Below are 24,784 nucleotides of genomic sequence, written 5' to 3'. Positions count from 1 at the left end.
GTGGTAGGCTGTGGAGACCGCAAAACGATCCACAGCTTGTCCACAGGCTTCAGGCCGGATCGTCCCCGAACCTATACCCCCTGCCCGACACGGCCGTTCGGGGGTATCAGGGGCCAGCGAGACAGGAAGGGCGCCCGCTGAAGGTGGCGCCCGCGCAACGAGAGCAGAGGGCAGAGTCATGAACGAGGTCAGGGCGCTCCGGGAGCCTCAGGCGGAGAAATCTCCGGAGGTGCTTCCGCACAACATCGAGGCCGAGCAGCAGCTGCTCGGCGCGATCCTGACCAACAATGACATCTTCGACCGCATCGCCTCGGTGATCCGGGCCGAGCATTTCTTCGATCCGGTCCACCAGCGCATCTTCGAGATCGCGGCGGCGCGGATCCAGAAGAATGCGCTCGCCTCGCCGGTGACGCTGAAGGCCTTCCTCGAGGAGGATGCGGGGCTGAAGGAACTGGGCGGGCCCGCCTATCTCGTGCGGCTCGCGGGGGCGGCGATCTCGGCCTTCGCCGCGCGCGACTATGCGCAGATGATCTACGATCTGGCTGTCCGGCGCGAGCTGATCGGGCTCGGACGCGACATCGCCGCCAAGGCCGCGCGGGTCGATGTGGCGTCGGAGCCGAAGGAGCAGATCGTCGAGGCCGAGCAGAAGCTCTACCGGCTGGGCGAACAGGGCCAGGCCGAGCGCGGCTTCCAGAGCTTCCTGAAGGCCGTGACCGACGCGGTGAACGTGGCCAATGCGGCCTACCAGCGCGACGGGGGCCTTGCCGGCATCTCGACGGGACTTGCCGATCTCGACAAGAAGCTGGGCGGGCTGCATCCCTCCGACCTTCTGATCCTCGCCGGGCGCCCCTCGATGGGCAAGACCTCGCTCGCCACCAACATCGCCTTCAACATCGCCAAGGCCTACCGCCGCGGGCGCCTGCCCGACGGGGCGGAAGGGGCGATCGAGGGCGGCGTGGTGGGCTTCTTCAGCCTCGAGATGAGCGCCGAGCAGCTGGCCGCCCGGATCCTGTCGGAAGCGGCCGAGGTTCCCTCGGAGCAGATCCGCCGCGGCGACATGACCGAGGCCGAGTTCCGCCGCTTCGTCGAGGCCGCGAAGGCGCTCGAGGCCTGCCCGCTCTATATCGACGACACGCCGGCCCTGCCGATCAGTCAGGTGGCGGCGCGCGCGCGGCGGCTGAAGCGGACCCACGGGCTCGACGTGCTGATGGTGGACTATCTCCAGCTGCTGAAGGGCTCGGGCGGCTCGCGCGACAACCGCGTGCAGGAGGTCTCGGAGATCACGCAGGGGCTGAAGGCCATCGCGAAGGAGCTGAACATCCCGGTGGTGGCGCTCTCGCAGCTGTCGCGGTCGGTCGAGAGCCGGGACGACAAGCGGCCGCAGCTGTCCGACCTGCGCGAGTCGGGCTCGATCGAGCAGGACGCCGACGTGGTGATGTTCGTGTTCCGCGAGGAATATTACCGCGAGCGCGAGAAGCCCGGCGACCACGAGATGGAGAAGATGGCCCAGTGGCAGGCGATCATGGAGCAGGTCCATGGCAAGGCCGAAGTCATCATCGGCAAGCAGCGCCACGGGCCCATCGGCTCGGTGGAACTGAGCTTCGAAGGCCGTTTCACGCGGTTCGGCAATCTCGTGCGGCCCTGGCAGCAGGGAATCGAGAGCTACTGACGCGCCGAGAGGGGCCGGCTCGGGGGGCATCGAGCCCCCGCTCTCCGGCGCTGCCGCGGAAGACACAGGCAGCCCACGCGCTTGCATCAGGTGACTGGCGCGCTCCTTCGGAGATCGGCAGGACCGCGACAGGTGCCCTTTGCGCCGTGCCTTCCGGCTCTTGCGTGGCAGGGCGCTTTTATCCCGACCCGGCGGCGATCAGGCAGGAGTTTGCAGGAGCGTTCGGTTGAAGCTCGCGCGCCGGTCCGGTGCTGCACCGCTTGGGGCGAGCTCCGACGCTCGGGTGCAGGCCTGCCTTCGCCCCGCTGTGCGGATCAGGCGAGGAACGCCTTTCGCAGCATGTTCAGCGCCACGATCATGATGAAGACGGCGAAGACCCGCTTGAGGGGTTTGGGGTCCATCGCATGGGCGAGCTTCACGCCGAGGGGCGTGGTCAAGAGCGTCATGGCGATGGTGATGCCGAAGGCAGGCAAGTTGACCGCGCCCACCGTCAGGGGCGGCGCCGCATCGGTGGGCGTGAAGAGGAAGAGCGCGGCCGAGGGCAGGGCGATGATGACGCCGAAGCCCGCCGCGGTGGCCACGGCGCGGTGGATCGGCACGTTGAAGAGGCTCATGAGCGGCACCCCGAAGGTGCCGCCGCCGATGCCCATCAGGACCGACAGGAGCCCCACTCCGGTGCCGGTGGCCGCCCGCGCCGCGCCCTGGGGCAGGCTCTCGCCGAGCCGCCAGCTCGTCTTGCCGAAGGCCATGTAGAGCCCCACGGCCACACCCACGCCGCCGAAGATCCCCTGCAGGACGACCGACTTCATGCTGGAGGCGAGGAAGGTGCCCGCGACCGCGCCGAGCGCGATCCAGAGGCCCCATCGCCGCAGGATCTCGAGATCGACGGCACCCTTGCGGTGGTGGGCATGGACGGAGCGGAGCGAGGTCACGATGATCGTGGCGAGCGAGGTGGCGAGGCAGACGCGCATCAGCGAGGGCCCGCCGTAGCCCATCGCCTCGAAGGCATAGAGATAGGCCGGCACGAGGACGAGCCCGCCGCCCACGCCGAGAAGGCCCGCGATGATCCCCGCGAAGGCGCCGATGGCGAGGAGGAGCGCCAGCATGGGCAGGAGCAGCGAGAGTTCGGTCATGGCGAGCCTGTTCTTGCGGGGATGCGCCCCGCCTTAGCCTGCGTCGGCCGCGAAGGCCAGAGGCCCGCCCTTCGGAAACGTCAGGCCGCGCGCGGCTGCACCGCCTCGAGCGCCTCGTCGAAAAGCGCGAGCCCTGCCCCGGGCCGGGCGGCGCCCTCGGAGAGGATGCGCCGCCAGTGGCGGGCACCGGGCCGCCCGGCAAAGAGCCCGAGCATGTGCCGGGTGATCTGGTGCAGCCGTCCGCCGCCCTCGAGATGCGCCGAGATGTAGGGGCGCATGTCGGCCAGCACCGCCGCGAGATCGCGCGGCGGCTCCTCGCCCCAGAGCCGGTCGGCCTCGAGCAGCAGCTCGGGCTCGTTATAGGCGGCACGGCCGATCATGATGCCGTCGAGCCCCTGCGCCAGCAGCGCCTCGGCCTGCGTAAGGCTGCCCACCCCGCCGTTGAGACAGATCGTGAGTTCGGGGAAACGGCGTTTCATGGCGATCACCAGCGGGTAATCGAGCGGCGGGATCTCGCGGTTCTCCCGTGGGCTCAGCCCCTGCAGCCAGGCCTTGCGGGCGTGGATCACGAAATGCCGCACACCGGCAGCGGCCACGGTCTCGAGGAAGGCGGGCAGCACCTCGGAGGGCTCCTGCTCGTCGACGCCGATCCGGCACTTGACGGTGACGGGCACCGGGCTTTCCGCGATCATGGCCGCCACGCAGTCGGCAACGAGGGAGGGCCGCTCCATCAGCACGGCCCCGAAGCAGCCGGACTGCACACGGTCGGAGGGGCAGCCCACGTTGAGGTTGATCTCGTCATAGCCATAGGGTTCCGCCAGCCGGACCGCCTGCGCAAGCTCCGCCGGATCGGAGCCGCCGAGCTGCAGCGCCACGGGATGCTCCGCCTCGGAGAACCCGAGAAGCCGGTCGCGCGGCCCGTGAATGACGGCGGGCGCGGTGACCATCTCGGTATAAAGCATGGCGCGCCGCGTCATCAGCCGGTGGAAAAAGCGGCAATGGCGGTCGGTCCAGTCCAGCATCGGAGCCACTGACAGGCGGCAGGCCGTTGACGAAGGCTGCTTCAGTTCAGTCACTTATACTCCCCTCGCCTTCGTCTCGTTTCGGTCCGTCATGTTCCATCCACGCCGATCTCGCCATCGGACCCGATGCGTCCCATGCGCCATGTCAGAAGGTCATCATGGGCTCGCTTCGGTGTACGCCAACCTAAGGGAGCCGGCAGCAGATCCCCCGCGCGCGCGATGCGAGAAGGGACCTCGTATCATGAGACGCAGAGCTTTGACAGACGCCCTGCCGCAGCCGCTGGGCTCAAGAAACGTGAGACGGAGCCGGCAAAGATCGGTGCGCGAAGCTGACCCAACCCGACCCGCCGCTGTCCCACTGCGGGCCCAGCGGATCCGCGCGGGTCAAGCCGCGGTAGGGAAAATGCCTTCGGAGCGTTGCCTCTCCAGCGCCTGACGTCGGCGAACAGTGATGGGAGACGTTGAGCGGCAGCCTCAGCCGTCGACAAGCCATTCCGCGTCAATTATCTATAAATCATGCAGCACAGCCCGGAAGAAACTCAATCCGCCCGCATCGCCCGCATCCTTGCAGATCGCATCATCTCGGGCGAGATCCCGCCCGGCGCGCGGCTCAGGCAGGATCATGTCGCCATCGAGTTCGGCGCCAGCCATGTGCCGGTGCGCGAGGCCTTTCGCGAGCTGCAGACCAGGGGGCTGGCCGAGAGCGAACCGAGGCGCGGCTTCCGCGTCACCGAGTTCGACGTGGCCGAGCTGCGCGAGGTCGCCGAGATGCGCTCCAGCCTCGAGAGCCTCGCCCTGCGCCATGCCGCCCCCAACCTGACACGCGCCATTCTGCTGCAGGCAGAAGAAATTACGCGCCGCGGAGACTCGGCCAGCACGGTCCGCGAGTGGGAGGAGGCAAACCGCCATTTCCACCGGCTGATCCTGTCTCCCTGCCGCATGCCCCGCCTGCTGCGGACCATCGACGACCTGCAGGCGGCCAGCGCGCGATTTCTCTTCGCAGCCTGGCGGCGCGACTGGGAGGCGCGCACCGATCACGACCACCGCGCGATCCTCGATGCGCTGCGCAAGGGGCAGACCGACCTCGCCTGTTCCACGCTCGCCCGCCATGTCGGCTGGGTCGGACGGCGCAGGCCATCCGCAAATAACGGAGACAGGCCTGGAACTTACGACATTCACGACTGATTATCTATAATTAACGTTGCCAGAGCAGCGTGGCTCCCTCCTGATTATAGATAGATTCGACCCTATCTCCGGAGGACAAACCCTTGGCGCTTCTCACCCCTTCCATCGGCCGTCCCGCAGCGCTCGGATGCGGCCTTGCACTGGCGCTCGGCGGCGCGGCGCTGATCACGCTCGGCGCCAAGATCCAGATCCCGTTCTGGCCGGTGCCGATGACGCTGCATTCGCTCGCGGTGTTCTTCCTCGCCGCAGCGCTCGGCCCGAGGCTCGGGTTCGCGGCGATGGCGACCTATCTGGCGGCCGGCGCTCTGGGGATGCCGGTCTTTTCGGGCACGCCGGAGCGCGGCATCGGGCTTGTCTACATGGCCGGGCCGACCGGAGGCTATCTTGCGGGCTACCTGCTGGGCGCGGGCCTTGCCGGCTGGCTGGCGGAGGGGCGCGGGGCGATAGTGCGCTTCCTGGCCATGCTTGCGGGGCTCACCGTAGTCTACGCCACCGGCCTCGCCTGGCTTGCCCATTTCGTGCCGGCCGCGTCCCTGCTGGCGGCGGGCTTCCTGCCCTTCATCCTGGGCGATCTGGTCAAGCTGGCCCTGGCCTCCGGGCTGGTCGGCGCGCTCGCGCGCTTCAAGGGACGCGGGCAATGATCCGCCCCGCCCTCAGGACCGACTGGACCTTGGAGGAAGCGAGGGCGATCCACGCCCTGCCCTTCCCCGAGCTGATGCACCGTGCCCAGACGCTCCACCGTGCGCATTTCGACCCCACTGCGATCGAGACCGCGAGCCTTCTGAGCATCAAGACCGGCGGCTGCCCCGAGGATTGCGGCTATTGCTCGCAGTCCGCCCATCACGACACCGGGGTGAAGGCCACGAAACTGATGGGGACGGAGGAGGTTCTGGCCGCCGCCAGGCGCGCCAAGGCCGCCGGCGCGCAGCGCTTCTGCATGGGGGCTGCCTGGCGCAGCCCCAAGGACCGCGACATGGACAGGCTCTGCGACATGGTGCGGGGCGTGGCCGATCTGGGGCTCGAGACCTGCATGACGCTGGGGATGCTCTCGCCCGGGCAGGTCGCGCGGCTAAAGGCGGCGGGCCTCGACTTCTACAACCACAACATCGACACCTCGCCCGCCTATTACGCGCGGATCGCCAGCACGCGGACGATGGAGGATCGCCTCGAGACCGTCGAGCAGGTCCGCAGGGGCGGCATCAAGGTCTGCTGCGGCGGCATCCTCGGCATGGGAGAGGCCGAGGAAGACCGCATCGCCTTGCTGGTGACGCTGGCGACCCTCCCCGCGCATCCCGACAGCGTGCCGGTGAACCTCTGGAACGAGATCGAGGGCGTTCCGGTGCAGGGCCGCGCGCAGGCGGTCGATCCCTTCGCGCTGGTGCGGATCGTGGCGCTGGCCCGCATCCTGATGCCGGCCTCGGTCGTGCGGCTGTCGGCCGGGCGCACGGAGATGAGCGACGAGCTGCAGGCGCTGTGTTTCCTCGCGGGCGCAAATTCGATCTTCGTGGGCGACCAGTTGCTGACCACCGGCAATCCGGCGGCGTGGAAGGATCGGGACCTTCTGAGCCGGCTCGGCCTGCATGTGGCCCCCGCGCGGGCCCGCCCCCCGGTCGCGGCGGACTAGGTCAGCCGGGGAAGCTCCGGGCGAGGATCTCCACCGCCCGGGCGATCTGCCCCTCGTCCAGCGCCGCATAGCCCAGCCGGAAGGCCTGCGGCGCCGGGCTCTCCAGCGCGAAGCGCGTGCCCGGCAGCAGGGCGAGCCCCGCCTGCCCTGCGGCTTCGGCCCAGGTCTCGGCCGAGACGCCCGTGCAGCGCAGCCACAGCGCGAGGCCCCCGGCCGGCAGATCGAAGGCGGCGCGCCCGGCCAGCTGCGCCGTGAGACGCTCCGCCAGCAGATCCCGCCGCGCGCGGTAGACCCTGCGCGCCTTGCGGGCATGGCGGCCCAGATCGCCGTCGCGGATCAGCTCGGCCAGCGCCGCCTCGAGCGGCGCGTCGCCCTGCCGGTCGATGGCGGCGCGCGCCGCGGCCATGCGGGTCAGCAGCCGCTCGGGCGCCAGCGCATAGCCCAGCCGGATACCGGGCGAGAGCAGCTTCGACAGCGAGCCCACATAGATCAGCGGCAGGCCTTCGGGCGCGCGGGCGGCCAGCGGCAGCACCGGGCGGCCCTCGAAACGGTATTCGTGGTCGTAATCGTCCTCGATCAGCGCGAGCCCGTGGCGCTCTGCCAGTTCCAGAAGCTGCAACCGCCGTGCGGCGCCCATGGTGACGGTCGTCGGATACTGGTGGTGCGGCGTGACATAGACCGCCCGGAGGCACGGATCCCGGGACAGCGCGGCCTCGAGCGCGTCGATCCTGAGTCCGCCGCCATCCACCGGCACGCCCCGCACCTCCGCTCCCGCTGCGCGGAACGCCTCCCAGGCCAGCGGATAGCCCGGCTCCTCGACCGCGATCGCCTCGCCCGGCGCCAGCGCCGCCCGGGCGGCCAGGAAGAGCGCCATCTGGCTGCCCCGCGCGATCAGCAGCCGCGCAGGATCCGCGACCACGCCGCGGTCCGAGGCGAGATAGGCTGCCAGCGCCTCCCGCAGCGAGGAGGTGCCGCGGGCATCGCCGTAATCCGCTCCGGCGCGGAAGGCGGGCGACAGGAGCGCCCGGCGAAAGGCCCGCGCCAGCGCCTTGTCGGGCACCAGCTCGGGGTCCGGCGCGCCGTCGGAGAAGGCGAGCCCCGCGCGCATCGCGACCGGCTCGACCGGCGCGGGCGCGGGCCTGCGCACCAGCATCCCCTGCGGCAGATCCTGCGCCACGAAGGTGCCCCGCGCGGGTTCCGCCTGCAGCCAGCCCTGGGTCAGCAACTCCTGATAGGCGGCATCCACCGTGTTGCGGTGCACCCCGAGCGCGCGTGCCAGCGCGCGCGTGCCGGGCAGTCTCGCTCCGGGCCTCAGCCGCCCGCGGGTGATGTCGAGGGTGATCGCCTCGGCGATGGTGAGGAACAGCGGGCCGCCGTGGCCCGGGTCGATCTCGAGGGCAAGAGGCTCGCGCATGTCCAAACCGGCCTATCTCATTCGTTCATACTGGCACTTCCAGACAGGCCAGTGAATTGCCAAAGAGGCAAGAGACGCGAAAGGCCACCGTGATGACATCAGCCCCGATCCTGCGCCACCCGGCCTTTGAAGATGCCCGTTTCCTCGGTCCGGTTCTGCCGAGTGCCGGCGACCTGCTCCGCGGGATGAAGGCGGTGGACCCGCTGCCCGCCCCTGTCGACCCGAGTCCGGCCACTGTGCTGCCGGACTTCGAGCACTGGCGGTTGGGCCAGAGCGCAGAACGGGCGCGGATTGCCCCAGAAGCCCTGCGGCGGGGGGCCAGAGCCGATGGCTCCGTGCGGCGGATCGCCGGGCAGGCCACACCCGAGCATCGGCTGCGGGAGCGCGACGCATGACCCCCCTCACCCTCCTGACGGGTCGCGCCGCGCCCCTGCCCGACAGCGACGTTCTGAGCGGGATCGGCAAGACACCCGTCACCCGCCCGCTGACGCTTGGCCGCGAGGGGTTCGAGGGCGACGAACAGGCCGACCGGCGGGTGCATGGCGGCGCCGAGAAGGCCGTGCATCACTATCCGTCGGACCATTACCCGAGCTGGCGCGCGGAGCTCGGAGACCTTCCGGCGCTCCTCGCGCCCGGCGGGTTCGGCGAGAACCTCTCGACCGTCGGGCTCACCGAAGCGGAGGTCGCCGTGGGCGATACCTTCCGGCTGGGCGGGGCGTTGATCCAGGTTTCGCAGGGGCGCCAGCCCTGCTGGAAGCTCAACCACCGGTTCGGCGTGCCCGATATGGCGCGGCGCGTGCAATTGACCGGACGCACCGGATGGTATTACCGCGTCCTCGAGCCCGGCACCGTCGCCCCCGGCGACCGGCTGGAGCTGATCGACCGGCCGGCACCGGACTGGAGCCTGCGACGGCTCTGGCACGCCCTCTATGTCGACCGGATGAACCTTGCCGAGCTCGAAGGCATGGCCGCGCTCGACGTGCTGGCCGAGGGCTGGCGCAACCATGCGGTCCGGCGGCTGGAAAGCCGGCGGGTCGAGGACTGGAGCAAGAGGCTGGACGGCACCGCATGACACGCCCCCCTTTCGTCATTTCGATCCAGAGTCAGGTGGTCTTCGGCCATGTGGGCAATTCCGCAGCCCTGTTCCCGATGCAGGCGGCGGGGCTGGAGGTGGCGGCGATCCCGACCGTGGTCTTCTCGAACACCCCGGATTACCCGACCCTGCGCGGTCGCGCCCTGCCGCCCGAGTTCTTCTCGGATCTGCTGCAGGGCGCCCGCGAACGCGGGCTGCCCGAGCGGGCGGACTATATCCTCACCGGCTATATCGGCTCGCTCGATGTGGCCGAGATGGTGGCGGATTTCGTGGCCGAGGCGAAGGGTGCAAACCCGCGCCTGCGCTATATCTGCGACCCGGTGATGGGCGACACCGGCCCCGGGCTCTATGTCCCCGAGGCCATTGCGGGCGTGATGCGCGACCGGCTGCTGCCCATGGCCGACATCGCCACGCCGAACCCGTTCGAGCTGGCCTGGCTCACCGGCCGGCAGATCCGCACGCTGGACGATCTTCAGGCCGCCCGCGCGGCGCTTTCCCTCGCCGAAGCTGCGCATCTGATCGCCACCGGCTGCGTGCTCGACGATACCGGCCCCGGCCAGCTCGAAACCGTGCTCATGGGCCCCGAGGGGCTCAGCCGCCACCCGACCGAGCGCCTGACCATCGCCCTTCCCGGCACCGGCGATCTTTTCGCGGGGCTGGTGGTCGCGGGCCTCGGGCGGGGCCTTGTCCTGCCCCGGGCCATCGAGACCGCCCAGACCCTCACGGCCCGCGCCCTCCGCCACGCCGAGGCGCTTGGCGCGGGCGAAGTGGTGCTGAGCGAGCCGGAGTTCCGCCGCGCGCTGCTTGCGCTCGGGACTGGCGAGGCTGAGCCGCCGCGTCCCTGATCCCATCGCGCGGTCGCCTTTCTGCACTGGCCAACGCGGCCCATCAGGCGGACCGATCCAGAACCTCCAGAACGAACTCGACCCGCGCTTCGACCGTGGTCAGAGGCAGCGGCAGAAGGTCGTATCCCGCCATGGCATAGGCCTGCTCCATCGCTTCTGCCGTGGCAACGGCCTCGTCGAAATCCTGCCCGCGCTGCGCATCCTGCCCGAAGATCTCGGGCCAGGGCGGCGCCAGAAACACCGTCGGGCGATACCGGAAAAGTTCGGCGGCCGCGTGGACATGCGCCGGCGCCTCGCCCTCGTAGAGCTGAAGATAGCCGATCAAGTCCGGAATACCGCGGTCGAAGATCACCGGACCGCGGAGGCCCTGCGCCTCGTGCCACGAGCGCATCTCCCATCCGAGCATGAGCTCTGCAAAAAGTTGCCGGTCCTGACCGTGCCACCCCGGTCCGCCGATCGTGGTCTGATCCTGAATGATCGCCCGCCCGGCTTCGGGCATCGTTGCGAGGCCATGCCGCGCCAGCGCGGACAGAAGCGTCGTCTTGCCCGATCCCGGGCCGCCGGTGATGACGAAAAGTCGGTCGTTCATGGGGATCCTGCTGAAAGAAACCTGCGCTCAGCCCGCCGGAGAGACGATCCGCCCCGGCACCTCCTCCGGCAGACGACCGGAGAGCAGCCAAGCGGCGGCCAGCGGCCAGAGCGTCTGTTCGAAACGCGCGTGGAAGAAGGCGAAATGCCCGATCTCGGGCACCGCAATATCCGACGGCGCGATCCGCAGATGGGTCCGATCCGCCGCGGAATAGTAGCCGAGCAATCGCTGCGCGGCAGCTTCGGTGCAGAACGGGTCATCTGTCAACCCGATGGCCAGAAGCCGCGCCCGGGTGGCGCCATGACGCGCCGCGAGGTCTGCCGGGTCCAGATCGGAGCAGACGCTCGTCTCGAACCGCGGCCCCATCCGGCTCCAGTCGCGCACCACGCCGCGCGGCACATCCTCGAGCCATCCAAGCCGGGCGCCGGGGAAATAGCCGAAGAGCCGCGTCACGGCGGGCATGAAGAGATGCCATCTGAGCACCATGGCGCACCGCCTGCGGGCGTCGTAATCGCGCCAGTAGGCGAATTGCGCGCCCACCGTCACGATCCGGTCAAGCCGCGCCGCGCTGCGTGCCAACCCAAGGGCAAAGCCGCCGATCGAATGGCCCACGGCGCGGAGCGGCCGATCCGGCCAGCGCCTGCCGGCATAGGCCAGCACGGCCTCCGCATCGAGGGCACCCCAGTCGATCCATCCCGCCTGCAGATCCTTCACCGGCACGGAGCGGGACTCGCCGATCCCGCGATAGTCGAAGGTCAGGACCGTCGCCCCCTGCCCGGAGAGCCAGGCGGCGAACCGGGCGTAATAGCGCGCCCGAACCGCCGTGGCGGCATGGATCACGACGACAGGGCCGGTATCGGCATGCCAGATCCCGCCTCTGATCGGATAGCCGTCCTCGGCCGCCACCTCGAAGCGTTCGTCGGGCATCGCCGAGGCGGATCTCTCGGCTTTCAGCCGCAAGGGCGCGGCTTCCGGTCTCCAGCGGTCAAGCGGAGATGTCCACATGCGTCTCGGGTCCTCCTCCGGGAGGGCAGCTTCCTGCGCAGGGGACGGCGCTTCAAATGAGCTTTGCACCGCCTCACCTGAAACCAATTCAATTGCGCGACCGCGCGGAATGGCGCTCTCTTCCGTCAGGAGGTCCCGAATGACCCAAGATCGCATGCCCCGCAGCCCCGTCGTTACCCTCGACGATCTGAAGCTGTCGCCGCAGAGCCATGGAACCCGCTTTCATGCCGCCATGGCGGCCATTGCCGCCCCGTTCGGCGCTGCGCATCTGGGTGCGCGGTTGGTGGAGGTACCGCCGGGCAAGGCGGCCTGGCCGTTCCATGCCCATCACGCCAATGACGAGCTGTTCGTCATTCTCTCGGGCAATGGCGAGCTGCGGTTCGGCCTCGACCGGTATCCGGTCGCCGCCGGCATGGTGGCCGTCTGCCCCGCGGGCGGGGCCGAGACGGCCCATCAGCTGATCGCAACAGGCCCTGACCCTCTGCGCTATGTCGCGGTCAGCACCATGCGCGAGCCGGAGGTGATGACCTATCCCGACAGCGGCAAGCTGACCGTCTTCGCGGGAGCCGCGCCCGGAGGCGACAAGGCAAAGCGGCGGGTCGCCGCCTCCTTCCGCACCACGGATGCGGTCGATTACTGGGAGGGCGAGGAGACATGAACCCTATCGAATTCTGGTTCGACTTCTCGTCCGGTTACGCCTTCTTCGCGGCGCAGCGGATCGAGGCCCTTGCGGCAGAGCTGGGCCGGACCGTGCTCTGGCGGCCCTACATGCTGGGCGCCGCCTTCAGCGTGACGGGGGCTCGCGGACTGTCGTCGACGCCGCTGAAACGCGACTATGCGCAGCGCGACTGGGCCCGGATCGCGCGGCAACGGGGCCTGACCTTCCGCCCGCCCGCCGACCATCCGCATGTCGCTCTGGCGGCGACGCGCGCCTTCTACTGGATCGAGGCCCAGAGCCCGGACGCGGCGACCGCCTTCGCGCAGAGGGTCTTCGACCTGTATTTCAGCGACCGTCTCGACACCGCCTCGCCCGAAGCCGTCTCGCGCCTCGGCCCGGAGGTCGGCCTTGAGCCCGAGGCCCTTCTGGCCGGCATCGCCGACCCTGCGCTGAAAGAGACAGTCCGGAAGATCGGCGAAGACGCGGTGGCACGGGGCATTTTCGGCTCTCCCTTCTTCCTCGTCGATGACGAGCCCTTCTGGGGCTGGGATCGCATGGAGATGATGGCAGAGTGGATCAGGACCGGCGGATGGTGAGCGTTCCGACGATCCGGGCGCTCTCCGCCGCAGACGCTCCGCGCCTTGCCGATCTGGCGACGGCTTATCGGAGGGCCATGAGCGGACCGGCCGAGGCGACGACGCCGGGCCAGGCCGCGGCGCTGATCGAGCGCGCCCTCCGCGCGCCCGATCTGCTGCTTCTCGGGGCGGACTGCGGCGGCGCGCTGGCCGGCTTCGCCCTCGCCTTCGAGCTGCCCGAAATCATCTCGGGAGGCCGCGCCGGTCAGCTCGACGACCTCTTCGTCATGCCCGAGGCCCGCGGAAGCGGCCTCGCCCGCGCCCTGATCCGCCAGCTGACCGAGATCGGCACCGCGCGCGGCTGGACCCATCTGCGCTGGCTCGTGCCGCAGGACAATGCGACAGCAATCCACCTGTATCGGTCGATCGCCGACCCTGCGCCCTGGGACAGTTTCCGGATCGACCTGAGCCGCTGTGCTGACGAAGGACCATCTGCGCGAAACCGGCGGCCTGCTGCCTCCGTCGAGAAGCGCTAGGGCACGGGCCGATCCATGAGGCGCCGCCAGCAGAGGCCCACGGACCTGACCCGGCGCCGCGAGATGCCCGAGGGTCCTGCGCCAGCCCCCTGCCGCACGATCCGCTGCCTGAAGATCCCGGATATCGACCGCAGCGGCTTCACCCGCTCTGCGCGAGGGCCCTTTCCCCGGCCGAGGCCTCGACCATCCAGCGGCTCAGGTTGCGCACGCGGCGGTCCCGGGCCAGCGCGTCGGGATAGACGAGGAAGTAGCCTCCGCCCGTCGGCGCCCGGTGCGCAAAGAGCTGCGCCAGCCGCCCGGCCCTCACATCGAAGGCGGCGATTTCGACGCCGGCCAGTGCCACCCCTGCCCCGTCCATGGCCGCGCGCAGGGCGAGCCCCGCGGAATCGACCATCATCACCGCCGCGGGCCGGATCGGCCCGCCCGGCAGGGTCGCATTCCATCGCGCGTAATTCTCTTTCCGATGCTGCGAGAGGAACAGGGTCCGGCGCGCGATCTGCGCCCGCATGTCGTCCGGATCATGCCTGCCCAGGGGCGGCGCGCCGAACAGGCTCACGGTTTCGTCGAACAGCAGATCCGCCTGCAAGCCCTCCCAGCGGCCCTGCCCGTGCCGCACCGCTGCATCGGCCACCCCGGCCGAAAGGTCCACCGCCTCCTGCGTCGTGGAGATCAGCAGATCGAACCCGTTCCGCTCGAACGGATAGCGCGTCAGCCGGGGCGAGAACCAGTGGGCGGCGAAGGTCGGCAACATCGACAGGCGCAGGGGGCCCGCGCTCCGATCCTGCCGGAGCCCGCCGACCGCTGCGCTGATCCGGGAGAAGCCCTCGCTCAGATCCGGCGCCAGTCTCGCTCCGGCCTCGGTCAGTTCCAGCGCCGGACCGACCCGCCGCAGCAGGGTCAGGCCGAGCGCCTCCTCGAGCCCGCGAAGCTGGTGGCTGACGGCCGACGGCGTGACGCCAAGTTCCAGCGCCGCCTCCTTGATCGAGAGATGGCGCGCTACGGCCTCGAAGGCGCGCAGGGCGTTCAGCGGCACAGTCAGCCTATGGGGGACTTGTCTATCCATCGATCCTCACACGAGGACTATCGCCGAGAACCGCCACCGCGCAAACGACGCTTTCCCCTCCGTGCCAGCCCTGTTGCGCAAGGTGAGGCCCAGCCCGTTCGTGCATCCGGACCTCGGCCCGGCGCCGACGCAGGGGCGCAGCCTCTCGCTTCATCGCGGGATCGCGAGCGGGCAGCAGCGCCCGACCGCATTCTTTTCCGGACTCGGGGACGCCCCTGCCCTCCACCACTCTTCCGGATCCGCACCGGGGCCGCTACGGCGGCTCGGGCGCTGGTGCGGGCAGCCGGGATCGAACCGGCACTCCAGAGGACAGGGTGTTTAAGACCCTTGCGTCTACCACTTCCGCCATGCCCGCCCCGAGTGCCGGATAGGACGCGCACCCGGAACCGGCAAGGGAAAAGTGGGGCGCCCCGCCCGCCGGCCGATCCGTCGCGGGGGACCGGACGGCGCCGGAAGAGCCCGATCCGCGGCCTGACGCCGCGGCGCGGCGATTGACAGGCTGCGGAGGCTCGGCCACAAATTCCCCCGAGGAATTTCGGGAGGTCTCCATGAAGAAGGTCTATGACAGCGCGGCCGCCGCGCTGGACGGGCTGCTGTTCGACGGGATGCTGATCGCGGCCGGTGGCTTCGGTCTCTGCGGCATCCCCGAACTGCTGATCCGGGCAATCCGCGAGGCGGGCACCAGGGACCTCACCGTCGCCTCGAACAACGCAGGCGTCGACGGCTTCGGTCTGGGCGTCCTCCTCGAGTCGCGCCAGGTCCGGAAGATGATCTCTTCCTATGTGGGCGAGAATGCCGAATTCATGCGGCAGTATCTCTCGGGCGAGCTGGAGCTCGAATTCAATCCGCAGGGGACGCTGGCCGAGCGGATGCGGGCGGGCGGCGCGGGCATCCCGGGCTTCTACACCAGGACGGGCGTGGGCACCGTGATCGCCGAGGGCAAGGAGCACAAGGAGTTCGACGGCGAGACCTACATCCTCGAGCGCGGGATCGTGGCGGATCTCTCGATCGTCAAGGCCTGGAAGGCGGACCCTTCGGGCAACCTCGTCTTCCGCAAGACCGCGCGCAACTTCAACCCGCCGGCCGCCACCTGCGGCAAGGTCTGCGTGGCCGAGGTCGAGGAGATCGTGCCGCTGGGCAGCCTCGAGCCGGACTCGATCCACCTGCCGGGGATCTATGTGCATCGCCTGATCCAGGGCACGCACGAGAAACGCATCGAACAGCGCACCGTCCGCAAGCGCGCCTGAGGGGGAGAGACAGACATGGCCTGGGATCGCAACCAGATGGCGGCACGCGCCGCGCAGGAGCTTCAGGACGGCTGGTATGTCAACCTCGGGATCGGCATCCCGACGCTGGTGGCCAACTACATCCCCGAGGGGATCGAGGTGACGCTGCAATCCGAGAACGGCATGCTCGGCATGGGTCCCTTCCCCTTCGAGGGCGAGGAGGATGCGGACCTCATCAACGCGGGCAAGCAGACGATCACCGAACTGCCCAAGACCGCCTATTTCGACAGTGCCCAGAGCTTCGCCATGATCCGCGGCGGCAAGATCGCCATGGCGATCCTCGGCGCGATGGAGGTGGCCGAGAACGGCGATCTGGCGAACTGGATGATCCCGGGCAAGCTCGTGAAGGGGATGGGCGGGGCGATGGACCTCGTGGCGGGCGTGCAGCGCGTGGTGGTGGTGATGGACCACACCTCGAAGCACGGCGAATCGAAGGTGCTGAAGCACTGCACCCTGCCGCTGACCGGTCAGGGCGTCGTCAACCGCATCGTGACCAACCTCGGCGTGCTCGATGTCGTTCCGGGCGGTCTCCGGATCGTGGAATGCGCCGAGGGCGTGACCGAGGCCGAGCTGCGGGCCGCGACCGAGGCCACGATCGTTGACTGAGTTCGTCATCGAGCGCGAGAGCGGCCCCGCCAGGGGCCGCTATGTGATCCGCCGCGGCGGCGAGGAGGCGGAACTCACCTGGTCCGTCCTCTCGCCCACACGGATCATCGCCGACCACACCGGCGTTCCCGACAGCTTCCGCGGAACCGGCGCCGGGCGGGCGCTGGTCGAGCGTCTCGTCGCCGATGCCCGCGCCGAGGGCTTCACGATCGTGCCGCTCTGCCCCTTCGTGAATGCGCAGCGCCAGCGCCACCCGGAATGGGCGGACGTCTTCGCCGTATGAAGCGCTTTCGCCGGCGGCCTTCGCGACCGGCACGGGGCCTGCGCTTCCGCTCCGATCCTCAGAGCCCGGCCGAGAGGATGCGGAAGACGCACGGATCCGAGACCAGCTCGGGCGGCGTGAGGCAGAGCCCCTGCGCGACCTGCCAGGCGGCGAGCACCTTCGGCACATAATCGCGGGTCTCGGCATAGGGCGGCACGCCGCCGTTGGCCTTCACCGCCCCCTCGCCCGCGTTGTAGGCGGCGAGCACCATCAGCGGATCGCCTCCGAACTCGCCCATCAGCCAGTCGAGATAGGCCACGCCGCCGCGGATGTTCTGGGCCGGGTCGAGCACGTCCGTCACGCCGAATCGCTGCGCGGTGGCGGGAATGAGCTGCATCAGCCCCCGCGCGCCGGCCGTGCTCACCGCATCGACCCGACCTCCGCTCTCGATACCGATGACGGCGAGAACCAGCGCAGGCGAGACGCGGGTGCCGAGCGTCGCCTTCAGGATCTCGAGCCCATGGCGTTCGGCGATCTGCTGCAGATGCTGCATCCGCGGCGCGCGCACCGCGGCCCCGTTCGGCCCCTGCGAGAGGCTCGCAAGCGCCAGCGGAAAGCGCCCCTGCACGGCGGCGAGCGCCACCGGCACCCTCTCCCAGAACCATCCGTAGGAGGCGCCCTGCGGCGCAGGCCCCGGCTCGGGCCAGAGCGCTCCGGGCAGGGCAGGCACCGCGGGGGCCGGAACGGCAGGGTCCGGGGCGTCGGGCTTCCTCGGCTCGACCTTCGGCAGCGCCGCGAGCCAGCGCGCCTGTTCGGCCGGATCGATCTGGACGGTGATGCGCTTGCCCGCGCCGCTGCCCGGAGGCTTCACCCGGCGGAAGGTGAAGTCCTTGCCGGGGCCGGGCTCGGCCACGGCGATCCCCGGCGCGCATGCCAGGGCGAGGATCAACACGCCTGTCCAGGTCCGCATCGGAAAGCTGCCCGCTTGCCCTTGTTTTCCGGCGAGCCTAGGCGGTGCCCGCCTGCGGAGCGACGGTTCGCGGCCGGGCCGCGGGAGATTTGCCGGAACTAGGACCCATTTCCCACAGTCCCGGAGCTGCGCGCCGGACGCCGCCCCCCTTCTTTCGAGCGGAAGCCGATACGGAAGGACGTCCTCCCCCCTCCTTTCCTTCGCCAAAAAACCCATCCGGCACCAAAGTGCCGCCACATTCGAAGGGCTTAGTCGGTCCATGCCGAAGCGGAGCTCGGACCGGACCACCCGGAAAGACCACCCCGCCCCTCCGGCGATAGGGTTCATTCAAGCAAGGGCTGCTGCCATGAAACTGCTGAACATCTTCAAGACCTTCCGGAACGACGAAGACGGCGCCGTCACCGTCGACTGGGTCGTGCTCACCGCCGCCATCGTGGGCCTCGGCATTCTCGTCGTGGGCGCGGTGTCGGGCGGCCTGACCAACGCGGCAAACACCCTCGTTGAAGACCTCGACGCCACGATGACGCAAGCCGCGGGTAATGGCGCTGACACGGAAACTGATCCGACCAATCCGTAATCGTCTTTATCCCTTCGACGCCGGAAACCGCCCCTCATCCATAACCTGACGTGGCGCGTCCTTGGGTGCGCTGGGCAGACGGCGCGGATGCGCATGTCAGTGGACAAGTCAGCGAGTGCGCGGCAGCTCTACAGGCGCCGCGCATTTACACTGGCCCGATGGGTCATGAGAGCATGGAGGGCTTTGCACATGGTCCGACGGCCACTTGATCTGTGGAACGCGTTTGTCAGAGCGGAAGACGGCGCGGTGACGGTCGACTGGATCGTGCTGACGGCCGCCATCATTGGCTTGTGCCTCCTGGTGACCATCCCGGCCTACACCTCCTCATCCGGGGTCGCTCAGGCTCTTGCCGCCCGGCTGGTCGAAATCGTGACCAGTCTTTCCGCCCCATAAGATCGTTTTCGCGTGCCCGTTGCTCTCGCAGGTTCCCGCCTCAAATAGCCTTGACCCCGGAACAAGCTCATGCGTCTCGTCTTCGCCTTCGTCCTCCTGATCGGCATCGCCCTTGCGGGCTTCGCCGTCTACATGGCGCAGGGCTATATCAGCCAGACGCAGATCGCGCTCGAGAAGGAGCGTGCCGCACGCAAGAAGCTCGGCCCCATGGTCGAGGTTTTCGTGACGAACAAGCCGCTCAATTACGGCGCCCCCCTCACCCGCGCGGATGTCCGCACCATCATGTGGCCCGCGAACGCCCTGCCCGAGACGATCTTCCAGAAGGAAAGCGATCTCTTCCCCGACCCGGCGAAGCCACGCTACGTCCTGCGCCAGATGGAGAAGTTCGAGCCGGTGCTGGGCGTCAAGGTGACCGCGCCCGGCATCGAGGCAGGCATCCGGCTGGCGAGCGGAATGCGCGCCTTCGCGATCAAGGTCGACGTGGCCTCGGGCGTCTCCGGCTTCCTGCAGCCCGGCGACCGGGTCGATGTCTACTGGACGGGCTCCGCCAGCAGCGGCGAGACCACGCGGCTGATCGAGAAGACCATTCCCATCGTCGCGGTCGACCAGACCGCCAATGCCGATCTGGCCACCTCGGCCATCATCGCGCGCACCGTCACCGTGGAAGTGTCTCCGCAGCAGGTGGCGCGGCTCGCGCAGGCGCAGGCGACCGGTCGGCTCTCGCTGTCGCTCGTCGGACGCGACGACACGACCGAGGCGACGGCGACCCCCGTCGACACCCGAAACCTGATCGGCGAGCCCGACAAGGTCGTGGAAGTCGAGGAAAAGCCGGCCTGCATCGTGCGCACCCGGCGCGGGGCCGAGGTCATGGAGAGCATTCCCTGCACCAACTGACGGTCGCCCCGCGCAGCCGCGGGCAGGTCTCTGCCGCAGGTATCGCAGCCGGGTGCATCCCACGGCAAGCCGCTCCCGTGCGCCGGGCAGCGGCTTTGCGCGCCGGGAACCCGCGCCTTCGGTGTTGCCGGTTGTCAACATACACTCCGGCCTGCAACCCCCTGAACATTGCGTCGTTTTCGGGGATACGGCATCCTCGCCCCAGAGCGGGCGATCAAGACCTGCACCGAGGCGGACATGAGAGGCAGGGCAGATGAGCACGAAGGACATATTCCGGGCCGGGCTGGCGGTCCTCGCGCTCGCGGCGGGCATGGCGCTCACGCCCGCGGCGGCGCAGACCCTGCGCGTCATGGAGGGCTCGGCCTCGGGGGCGCTCAATGTGCCGATGAACCGCGCGGTCGTGGTGGAAAGTGACCGGCCCTTCGCCGAGCTCTCCATCGCCAATCCCGGCATCGCCGACATCTCCACCCTGTCCGAGACCTCGATCTATGTCCTCGGCAAGGCGCCCGGCCGCACCACGCTCACGCTTCTCGGGGCCGACGGGCGGCTGATCTCGAACGTGGACGTGCATGTCACGCCCGACGTGGCCGAGTTCAAGGAGCGGCTGCGCCAGATCCTGCCCGGCGAGAATATCGAAGTCCGCACCGCCAACGACGGGATCGTTCTGTCCGGCACCGTCACCAGTACGGCCAAGCTTGATCGCGCGCTCGATCTCGCCAGCCGCTACGCGCCCGACCGCGTGTCCAACCTGATGAGCGTCGGCGGCACGCAGCAGGTCATGCTGAAGGTCCGCTTCGCCGAGATGCAGCGCTCGGTCGCCAAGAGCCTCGGCTCGTCGATCTACGCCCGCAATGGATCGGGCTCGGTGATCGGCGGCACGGGGACGCTGCTGCAGAACGGCATTCCGCCGTCGGGAGCTTCGATCGCCACCTCAGGCAATGGCGCCCTGAGCCTCGGCTTCTCGGTCGGCGCGCTCGAGTTTCAGGTGCTGCTCGAGGCACTCGAATCGAAGGGGGTCGTGCGGACGCTGGCCGAGCCGAACCTCACCGCCCTCTCGGGGCAGGAGGCGAAGTTTCTCGCCGGCGGCGAATATCCGATCCCGGTGGCCAGCGGCGACGAGAAGATCTCGATCGAATACAAGCCCTTCGGCGTCGAGCTGAACTTCACCCCGGTCGTGGTGGACGGCAACCAGATCAACCTGATGATCAATGCCGCCGTCTCCTCGATCGACAATACCGTGACGCTGGAAAGTTCGGGCTTCACCATCAACGCCTTCAAGCGGCGCGAGACCTCGACGACCGTCGAGATGCGCGACGGCGAAAGCTTCGCCATCGCGGGCCTCCTGCAGGACGACTTCCGCAACCTCAACGGCCAGGTGCCGTGGCTGGGCGACATCCCGATCCTCGGCGCCCTCTTCCGCAGCGCCGAATACCAGCGCTCGCAGAGCGAGCTCGTCATCATCGTCACGCCGCATCTCGTGACCCCCACCCGGGGCGAGGCGCTGGCGCTGCCCACCGACCGGGTGAAACTGCCGTCCGAAAAGGATCTCTTCCTGTTCGGCCGCGTCACCGGCCGGGGGGCAGCGGCCGAAGTCGCCCGGCAGGATTTCAGCGGCTCCTACGGCTATGTGATGGAGTGACCCCGATGCGGATGCGTTGTGCCCCCCTCCTCGCCCTGCCGCTGGCTCTCGCGCTCGCGGCCTGCGGCGACCGGCCGGTCTCGACCGAGATCAACGACGGCACCTTCGGCAATGCCACGATGAACAACTCGCTCTTGCAGATGGGGGCGGTGAGCGCGACGCAGGCCCTGGGGCAGCGGTTCGCTTCCGAGGTCGATCCGACGATCACCTTCCCCTTCGACAGCGCCGCCCTGACGCCGGAGGCGCAGGCCACGCTGCGCCGGCAGGCGGACTGGATCCGGCAATTCCCCGAGGTGCGCTTCCGGGTCTATGGCCACACCGACCTCGTCGGCTCCGAGGCCTACAACAAGCGGCTGGGGCTGCGCCGGGCGAAGGCGGTGGTGGCCTATCTGGCCTCGCAGGGCATCAGCCCGGCCCGTCTCGAGGCGCTTGTTTCCTACGGGGAAACAAGGCCGGTGATTCCCGTCGCGGCGCCCGAGGAGCGCAACCGCCGCACCGTCACCGAAGTGTCGGGCTTCGTCACGGGACGCGGGGGCCAGATGAACGGCAAATATGCCGCCGTGGTCTTCCGCGAATATGTCGCGGGCGCCACCCGGGAGCATCCGAGGAACCGGGTGATCGCGACGCAGGTGGCGCCGGAAGGCTGATGCTTTCTCCTGCGACTTCCGGGGCTTGCGCCGGAAGGGGCGGTGTGTCTTGGGGCCTCGGCGGACCTGCCGGAGAGGCCATGGCATCTCACGCGCCCGGCCGGGGCTTCGCAGGACCGCGGGCGGCGGCGCTGCAGCCGCGCCGGCAAATCAAACAATAACGTATTTTTAGCCCAAATCCTGCCACCATTGCGCAGCACCTTGTGCGCAACGGAAACAGTCGGGCTGGCCGGACGCGGCTGGTCGGCGGTTGCCGCAGCTTTGGGCGTTCAGGGCCCCTTCGGGTCCGAGGTCGGCGTTCGACCGAGGCCCCTTGCGGCCCCGCCAGGGGGAAGGACTTGTTGGGATGAGCAGCTTGGCCACGCTTCAACCGGAACCCGCACCGATCGTGGCCTGCACGATCTCGAGGGACGTCCAGAACTTCGAGATCCTCATCAACGACATGGAGAGCGAACTCGGCGAGAGCTGGGGCGATCTCTGCTTCGAGGATGCGGGGCTGTTCCTCCGCCAGCCCGAGGCGCGCACGCTGGAATTCGTGGCGCTTGCGGTCGATGGCGAGGACGAAGGCGATCTGGCGCGGCTCACGGACATCATTCGCACCGCCAAGGAAAAGGCGATCAAGGTCATCCTCATCGCCAACCAGGTGAGCCCGATCGCGCTGCATCAGCTTCTGCGGCTCGGGGCCGACGATTTCGTGCCCTATCCCCTTCCCGAGGGCGCGCTGCACGAAGCGATCGACCGCATCCGCAAGGCGCCTCCGCCGCCCGCCGAGGCCGACCATACGCCGCCCGCCTCGCCCGGCCTGCCCCATGCGCCGGCCTTCAAGGCCCGGGGCGACCGCGATGCCATCGTGCTGCCCGTGCACGGGATGGCCGGCGGGGTCGGCGCCTCGACCTTCGCCTGCAACCTTGCCTGGGAACTGGCCACCGTGGCCAGGACCGAGGGGCCCCGCGTCTGCCTGATCGATCTCGATCTCCAGTTCGGCGCGGTCTCGACCTACCTCGACCTGCCGCGGCGCGAGTCCGTGTTCGACATCCTGTCGGACACCGAAGCGGCCGACAGCGACGGGTTCCTGCAGGCCATGCTCACCTTCAACGACCGGCTGCATGTCTTCACCGCGCCGCCCGACATGCTCCCGCTCGACATAATGACGGCCGAGGACATCGGCCGGCTGCTCGACATGGCGCAGGCCAACTTCGACTTCGTGGTGCTGGACATGCCGACGACCGTCGTCTCCTGGACCGAGGCGGTGCTCACCCGGTCGCAGGCCTATTTCGCGATGATGGAGCTCGACCTCCGCTCGGCGCAGAACGTGCTCAGGCTCGTGCGGGCGCTGAAGGCGGAAAGCCTGCCGCACGACAAGCTGCGCTTCGTCCTGAACCGGGCACCGCGCTTCACCGATCTCTCGGCCAGAGGCCGGGTCAAGCGCATGGCCGAAAGCCTCGATATCGAGTTCGAGCTTCAGCTGCCCGATGGCGGCGTGGCCGTCACGCAGGCCAACGACCACGGCCTGCCTCTGTCGGAATCCGCTGCCAAGAACCCGCTGCGGCGCGAACTGCAGAAGCTCGCCAAGTCGCTCTACGACCACAGCCGCGCGGTGGAAGCGGCCAAGACCTGATGTTGCGGAAGGTGCCCTGAATGTTCTCGCGTTATCGCAAGTCGCCCGACGGGCCCAAGCCCGCGCCCTCGGCGGCGGTGGGGGCGGCGACGCCCTCGGTCACGGCCCCCGTCGCGCCTGCGCCGGCCAAGCCCGCGGCCCCGCCCCGCCCGGGGCCTGCGGCGCCGCGCACGGGCGCCGAGGCGATTGCCAGCGACAAGGAGAAGAAGCGCAAGGAACGGCTGATGGAGCTCAAGGTCGAGCTGCACCGCCGGCTGCTCGACGACCTCAACCTCGCCGCCCTCGAAACCGCCTCGGAATCGAGCCTGCGGAGCGAGATCGCGGCCATCTGCGGCGAGGCGCTCGAGGAGATGAGCGTCGTCCTGAACAAGGACGAACGCGCGATCCTCAACCAGGAGCTTTACGACGAGGTGATGGGCCTCGGCCCGCTCGAACCGCTCCTGAAGGACGAGACGATCAACGACATCCTCGTGAATGGCCCCTACCGGATCTTCGTCGAACGCAGCGGCAAGCTCGAGCTGACCGACACGACCTTCAAGGACGAGCGCCACCTGCTGCGGATCATCGACAAGATCGTCTCGGCGGTGGGCCGGCGGGTGGACGAATCGACCCCTTACGTCGACGCGCGTCTGGCCGACGGGTCGCGCTTCAACGCCATGGTGCCGCCCATCGCGGTCGACGGCTCGCTCGTCTCGATCCGGAAGTTCAAGAAGGACAAGCTCGGCATCGCCGACCTCGTGCGCTTCGGCGCCTTCACCGAGGAGATGGCGGCCTACCTTCAGGCCGCCGTGGCCACGCGGCTCAACATCATCGTCTCGGGCGGCACCGGCTCGGGCAAGACCACGACGCTGAACGCGCTGTCGTCCTTCATCGACAATTCCGAGCGGATCCTGACCATCGAGGACACGGCCGAGCTTCAGCTGCAGCAGGCCCATGTCGGCCGGATGGAGAGCCGGCCCCCGAACGTCGAGGGCAAGGGCGCGGTGACGCAGCGCGACTGTCTGAGGAACGCGCTCCGGATGCGGCCCGACCGGATCATCGTGGGCGAGACCCGCGGCGAGGAGGTCATCGACATGCTGCAGGCGATGAACACCGGCCACGACGGCTCCATGACCACGATCCACGCCAACTCCGCGCGCGACGGGATCAGCCGGCTCGAGAACATGGTGGCGATGGCCGGGATCGAGATGCCGATCAAGGCGGTGCGCGCGCAGATCGCCTCGGCCGTCAACCTGATCGTGCAGGCCAGCCGCCTGCAGGACGGCTCGCGCCGGATGGTCTCGATCACCGAGATCACCGGGATGGAGGGCGACGTCATCTCGATGCAGGAGATCTTCCGCTACGAGCGGCTGGGGGTCGAGCCGTCGGGCAAGATCATCGGCCGGTTCAACGCGACGGGCGTGCGCTCGCACTATTCCGACCGCTTCCGCCAGTGGGGCTACATCCTGCCCGCCACCATCTACGACCCCATTCCCTGAGGG

The 24,784-nt window shown here is 69.1% G+C and carries 27 protein-coding genes and 1 tRNA gene; 20 read left to right on the top strand and 8 right to left on the bottom strand.

The window, feature by feature from the left end; all coding sequences use genetic code 11:
• Positions 1 to 178: 178 nt before the first annotated feature.
• Entirely contained in the window at positions 179 to 1,669 is a 1,491-nt protein-coding gene (locus RSP_RS02620) for a replicative DNA helicase (RefSeq protein WP_011337085.1), read from the top strand.
• A gap of 314 nt (positions 1,670 to 1,983) precedes the next feature.
• Here RSP_RS02620 and RSP_RS02615 read toward each other — a convergent pair whose 3' ends face one another.
• Positions 1,984 to 2,802: a sulfite exporter TauE/SafE family protein gene (locus tag RSP_RS02615; protein WP_011337084.1), complete on the bottom strand. Its 819-nt coding sequence runs from the start codon at positions 2,800 to 2,802 to the stop codon at positions 1,984 to 1,986.
• Between the two features lie 80 nt (positions 2,803 to 2,882).
• Positions 2,883 to 3,878: a tRNA dihydrouridine(20/20a) synthase DusA gene (dusA, locus tag RSP_RS02610; RefSeq protein WP_017140079.1), complete on the bottom strand. Its 996-nt coding sequence runs from the start codon at positions 3,876 to 3,878 to the stop codon at positions 2,883 to 2,885.
• Positions 3,879 to 4,340: 462 nt separating this feature from the next.
• Here dusA and RSP_RS02605 point away from each other — a divergent pair, with 462 nt between their 5' ends.
• From RSP_RS02605 to bioB, 3 genes are all read left to right on the top strand, one after another.
• Entirely contained in the window at positions 4,341 to 5,009 is a 669-nt protein-coding gene (locus tag RSP_RS02605) for a GntR family transcriptional regulator (RefSeq protein WP_011337082.1), read from the top strand.
• A gap of 83 nt (positions 5,010 to 5,092) precedes the next feature.
• Positions 5,093 to 5,650, top strand: coding sequence for a biotin transporter BioY (locus RSP_RS02600; protein WP_017140078.1), 558 nt, complete (start codon positions 5,093 to 5,095; stop codon positions 5,648 to 5,650).
• Complete coding sequence (gene bioB / locus RSP_RS02595) at positions 5,647 to 6,633, top strand: biotin synthase BioB (RefSeq protein ID WP_011337080.1); 987 nt, start codon at positions 5,647 to 5,649, stop codon at positions 6,631 to 6,633. Before RSP_RS02600 ends, bioB begins: the two co-directional genes overlap by 4 nt.
• Position 6,634: 1 nt before the next feature.
• Here bioB and pdxR read toward each other — a convergent pair whose 3' ends face one another.
• Positions 6,635 to 8,047, bottom strand: a complete 1,413-nt coding sequence (gene pdxR, locus RSP_RS02590) for a MocR-like pyridoxine biosynthesis transcription factor PdxR (protein WP_011337079.1) — start codon at positions 8,045 to 8,047, stop codon at positions 6,635 to 6,637.
• Between the two features lie 92 nt (positions 8,048 to 8,139).
• Between pdxR and RSP_RS02585 the strand changes: the two genes are divergently transcribed.
• The 3 genes from RSP_RS02585 to pdxY are packed head-to-tail and all read left to right on the top strand — an operon-like array spanning position 8,140 to position 9,985.
• Positions 8,140 to 8,442, top strand: coding sequence for a hypothetical protein (locus tag RSP_RS02585; protein WP_017140077.1), 303 nt, complete (start codon positions 8,140 to 8,142; stop codon positions 8,440 to 8,442).
• Entirely contained in the window at positions 8,439 to 9,119 is a 681-nt protein-coding gene (locus tag RSP_RS02580) for an MOSC domain-containing protein (RefSeq protein ID WP_011337078.1), read from the top strand. The genes RSP_RS02585 and RSP_RS02580 overlap by 4 nt, the downstream gene beginning before the upstream one ends.
• The gene (pdxY, locus tag RSP_RS02575; protein WP_017140076.1) at positions 9,116 to 9,985 is read left to right on the top strand and encodes a pyridoxal kinase; all 870 of its coding nucleotides are present in this window, start codon (positions 9,116 to 9,118) and stop codon (positions 9,983 to 9,985) included. Before RSP_RS02580 ends, pdxY begins: the two co-directional genes overlap by 4 nt.
• 43 nt (positions 9,986 to 10,028) lie before the next feature.
• Here the strand turns inward: pdxY and RSP_RS02570 are convergent, their stop codons facing one another.
• Together RSP_RS02570 and RSP_RS02565 are read right to left on the bottom strand one after the other, a co-directional pair.
• Positions 10,029 to 10,574 (bottom strand): AAA family ATPase, encoded by a 546-nt coding sequence (locus tag RSP_RS02570; RefSeq protein ID WP_011337076.1) that lies wholly within the window; start codon positions 10,572 to 10,574, stop codon positions 10,029 to 10,031.
• Between the two features lie 27 nt (positions 10,575 to 10,601).
• Positions 10,602 to 11,579 (bottom strand): alpha/beta hydrolase family protein, encoded by a 978-nt coding sequence (locus RSP_RS02565; RefSeq protein ID WP_011337075.1) that lies wholly within the window; start codon positions 11,577 to 11,579, stop codon positions 10,602 to 10,604.
• Between the two features lie 139 nt (positions 11,580 to 11,718).
• On the opposite strand from RSP_RS02565, the gene RSP_RS02560 reads away from it, so the two are divergent.
• The 3 genes from RSP_RS02560 to RSP_RS02550 are packed head-to-tail and all read left to right on the top strand — an operon-like array spanning position 11,719 to position 13,348.
• Positions 11,719 to 12,237, top strand: coding sequence for a cupin domain-containing protein (locus RSP_RS02560; RefSeq protein ID WP_011337074.1), 519 nt, complete (start codon positions 11,719 to 11,721; stop codon positions 12,235 to 12,237).
• Positions 12,234 to 12,833: a 2-hydroxychromene-2-carboxylate isomerase gene (locus RSP_RS02555; RefSeq protein ID WP_011337073.1), complete on the top strand. Its 600-nt coding sequence runs from the start codon at positions 12,234 to 12,236 to the stop codon at positions 12,831 to 12,833. The genes RSP_RS02560 and RSP_RS02555 overlap by 4 nt, the downstream gene beginning before the upstream one ends.
• Positions 12,827 to 13,348 carry a GNAT family N-acetyltransferase gene (locus RSP_RS02550; RefSeq protein ID WP_011337072.1) on the top strand — a complete coding sequence of 174 codons (522 nt, stop codon included), beginning with the start codon at positions 12,827 to 12,829 and terminating at the stop codon, positions 13,346 to 13,348. The genes RSP_RS02555 and RSP_RS02550 overlap by 7 nt, the downstream gene beginning before the upstream one ends.
• 139 nt (positions 13,349 to 13,487) lie before the next feature.
• On the opposite strand, the gene RSP_RS02545 is transcribed toward RSP_RS02550, so the two are convergent.
• Both RSP_RS02545 and RSP_RS02540 read right to left on the bottom strand, forming a co-directional pair.
• Positions 13,488 to 14,411, bottom strand: coding sequence for a LysR substrate-binding domain-containing protein (locus tag RSP_RS02545; protein WP_011337071.1), 924 nt, complete (start codon positions 14,409 to 14,411; stop codon positions 13,488 to 13,490).
• Between the two features lie 271 nt (positions 14,412 to 14,682).
• A tRNA-Leu gene (locus RSP_RS02540) sits at positions 14,683 to 14,766 on the bottom strand.
• Between the two features lie 193 nt (positions 14,767 to 14,959).
• Here RSP_RS02540 and RSP_RS02535 point away from each other — a divergent pair.
• The 3 genes from RSP_RS02535 to RSP_RS02525 are packed head-to-tail and all read left to right on the top strand — an operon-like array spanning position 14,960 to position 16,586.
• Positions 14,960 to 15,658, top strand: a complete 699-nt coding sequence (locus RSP_RS02535; protein WP_002722857.1) for a CoA transferase subunit A — start codon at positions 14,960 to 14,962, stop codon at positions 15,656 to 15,658.
• Positions 15,659 to 15,673: 15 nt separating this feature from the next.
• Positions 15,674 to 16,303 (top strand): 3-oxoacid CoA-transferase subunit B, encoded by a 630-nt coding sequence (locus RSP_RS02530; RefSeq protein WP_002722856.1) that lies wholly within the window; start codon positions 15,674 to 15,676, stop codon positions 16,301 to 16,303.
• Positions 16,296 to 16,586: a GNAT family N-acetyltransferase gene (locus RSP_RS02525; protein ID WP_011840431.1), complete on the top strand. Its 291-nt coding sequence runs from the start codon at positions 16,296 to 16,298 to the stop codon at positions 16,584 to 16,586. Before RSP_RS02530 ends, RSP_RS02525 begins: the two co-directional genes overlap by 8 nt.
• Positions 16,587 to 16,644: 58 nt before the next feature.
• Here the strand turns inward: RSP_RS02525 and RSP_RS02520 are convergent, their stop codons facing one another.
• Positions 16,645 to 17,535: a lytic transglycosylase domain-containing protein gene (locus tag RSP_RS02520; RefSeq protein ID WP_011337069.1), complete on the bottom strand. Its 891-nt coding sequence runs from the start codon at positions 17,533 to 17,535 to the stop codon at positions 16,645 to 16,647.
• Positions 17,536 to 17,881: 346 nt separating this feature from the next.
• Between RSP_RS02520 and RSP_RS02515 the strand changes: the two genes are divergently transcribed.
• From RSP_RS02515 to RSP_RS02485, 7 genes are all read left to right on the top strand, one after another.
• On the top strand, positions 17,882 to 18,112 hold the full coding sequence (locus tag RSP_RS02515) for a Flp family type IVb pilin (RefSeq protein ID WP_002722853.1): 231 nt from the start codon (positions 17,882 to 17,884) through the stop codon (positions 18,110 to 18,112).
• A 246-nt stretch (positions 18,113 to 18,358) separates the two neighbouring features.
• Positions 18,359 to 18,505, top strand: a complete 147-nt coding sequence (locus tag RSP_RS02510) for a hypothetical protein (protein ID WP_227590620.1) — start codon at positions 18,359 to 18,361, stop codon at positions 18,503 to 18,505.
• Between the two features lie 69 nt (positions 18,506 to 18,574).
• A complete protein-coding gene (cpaB, locus tag RSP_RS02505) occupies positions 18,575 to 19,399 on the top strand; it encodes a Flp pilus assembly protein CpaB (protein WP_002722851.1) in 825 nt (274 codons plus the stop codon).
• 253 nt (positions 19,400 to 19,652) lie between these two features.
• Entirely contained in the window at positions 19,653 to 21,038 is a 1,386-nt protein-coding gene (locus tag RSP_RS02500) for a type II and III secretion system protein family protein (RefSeq protein WP_011337067.1), read from the top strand.
• Between the two features lie 5 nt (positions 21,039 to 21,043).
• The gene (locus RSP_RS02495) at positions 21,044 to 21,685 is read left to right on the top strand and encodes an OmpA family protein (RefSeq protein WP_002722846.1); all 642 of its coding nucleotides are present in this window, start codon (positions 21,044 to 21,046) and stop codon (positions 21,683 to 21,685) included.
• Between the two features lie 346 nt (positions 21,686 to 22,031).
• Positions 22,032 to 23,303 carry an AAA family ATPase gene (locus RSP_RS02490; RefSeq protein ID WP_011337066.1) on the top strand — a complete coding sequence of 424 codons (1,272 nt, stop codon included), beginning with the start codon at positions 22,032 to 22,034 and terminating at the stop codon, positions 23,301 to 23,303.
• A 20-nt stretch (positions 23,304 to 23,323) separates the two neighbouring features.
• Complete coding sequence (locus tag RSP_RS02485) at positions 23,324 to 24,781, top strand: CpaF family protein (RefSeq protein WP_011337065.1); 1,458 nt, start codon at positions 23,324 to 23,326, stop codon at positions 24,779 to 24,781.
• The last annotated feature ends 3 nt before the right edge of the window (positions 24,782 to 24,784 follow it).

Source organism: Cereibacter sphaeroides 2.4.1 (genome assembly GCF_000012905.2).
In the GTDB taxonomy this organism is placed as follows: domain Bacteria; phylum Pseudomonadota; class Alphaproteobacteria; order Rhodobacterales; family Rhodobacteraceae; genus Cereibacter_A; species Cereibacter_A sphaeroides.
The sequence above is the reverse complement of the archived record's forward strand: the minus strand, read 5'-3'. Positions and strand labels throughout refer to the sequence as shown.

Coding starts and splice junctions, on each gene's coding strand:
- RSP_RS02620 (WP_011337085.1), top strand. CDS start 179: ATGAACGAGGTCAGGGCGCTCCGGGAGCCTCAGGCGGAGAAATCTCCG.
- RSP_RS02615 (WP_011337084.1), bottom strand. CDS start 2,802: ATGACCGAACTCTCGCTGCTCCTGCCCATGCTGGCGCTCCTCCTCGCC.
- RSP_RS02605 (WP_011337082.1), top strand. CDS start 4,341: ATGCAGCACAGCCCGGAAGAAACTCAATCCGCCCGCATCGCCCGCATC.
- bioB (WP_011337080.1), top strand. CDS start 5,647: ATGATCCGCCCCGCCCTCAGGACCGACTGGACCTTGGAGGAAGCGAGG.
- pdxR (WP_011337079.1), bottom strand. CDS start 8,047: ATGCGCGAGCCTCTTGCCCTCGAGATCGACCCGGGCCACGGCGGCCCG.
- RSP_RS02585 (WP_017140077.1), top strand. CDS start 8,140: ATGACATCAGCCCCGATCCTGCGCCACCCGGCCTTTGAAGATGCCCGT.
- RSP_RS02580 (WP_011337078.1), top strand. CDS start 8,439: ATGACCCCCCTCACCCTCCTGACGGGTCGCGCCGCGCCCCTGCCCGAC.
- pdxY (WP_017140076.1), top strand. CDS start 9,116: ATGACACGCCCCCCTTTCGTCATTTCGATCCAGAGTCAGGTGGTCTTC.
- RSP_RS02570 (WP_011337076.1), bottom strand. CDS start 10,574: ATGAACGACCGACTTTTCGTCATCACCGGCGGCCCGGGATCGGGCAAG.
- RSP_RS02565 (WP_011337075.1), bottom strand. CDS start 11,579: ATGTGGACATCTCCGCTTGACCGCTGGAGACCGGAAGCCGCGCCCTTG.
- RSP_RS02560 (WP_011337074.1), top strand. CDS start 11,719: ATGACCCAAGATCGCATGCCCCGCAGCCCCGTCGTTACCCTCGACGAT.
- RSP_RS02555 (WP_011337073.1), top strand. CDS start 12,234: ATGAACCCTATCGAATTCTGGTTCGACTTCTCGTCCGGTTACGCCTTC.
- RSP_RS02550 (WP_011337072.1), top strand. CDS start 12,827: ATGGTGAGCGTTCCGACGATCCGGGCGCTCTCCGCCGCAGACGCTCCG.
- RSP_RS02545 (WP_011337071.1), bottom strand. CDS start 14,411: ATGGATAGACAAGTCCCCCATAGGCTGACTGTGCCGCTGAACGCCCTG.
- RSP_RS02535 (WP_002722857.1), top strand. CDS start 14,960: ATGAAGAAGGTCTATGACAGCGCGGCCGCCGCGCTGGACGGGCTGCTG.
- RSP_RS02530 (WP_002722856.1), top strand. CDS start 15,674: ATGGCCTGGGATCGCAACCAGATGGCGGCACGCGCCGCGCAGGAGCTT.
- RSP_RS02520 (WP_011337069.1), bottom strand. CDS start 17,535: ATGCGGACCTGGACAGGCGTGTTGATCCTCGCCCTGGCATGCGCGCCG.
- RSP_RS02515 (WP_002722853.1), top strand. CDS start 17,882: ATGAAACTGCTGAACATCTTCAAGACCTTCCGGAACGACGAAGACGGC.
- cpaB (WP_002722851.1), top strand. CDS start 18,575: ATGCGTCTCGTCTTCGCCTTCGTCCTCCTGATCGGCATCGCCCTTGCG.
- RSP_RS02500 (WP_011337067.1), top strand. CDS start 19,653: ATGAGCACGAAGGACATATTCCGGGCCGGGCTGGCGGTCCTCGCGCTC.
- RSP_RS02495 (WP_002722846.1), top strand. CDS start 21,044: ATGCGGATGCGTTGTGCCCCCCTCCTCGCCCTGCCGCTGGCTCTCGCG.
- RSP_RS02490 (WP_011337066.1), top strand. CDS start 22,032: ATGAGCAGCTTGGCCACGCTTCAACCGGAACCCGCACCGATCGTGGCC.
- RSP_RS02485 (WP_011337065.1), top strand. CDS start 23,324: ATGTTCTCGCGTTATCGCAAGTCGCCCGACGGGCCCAAGCCCGCGCCC.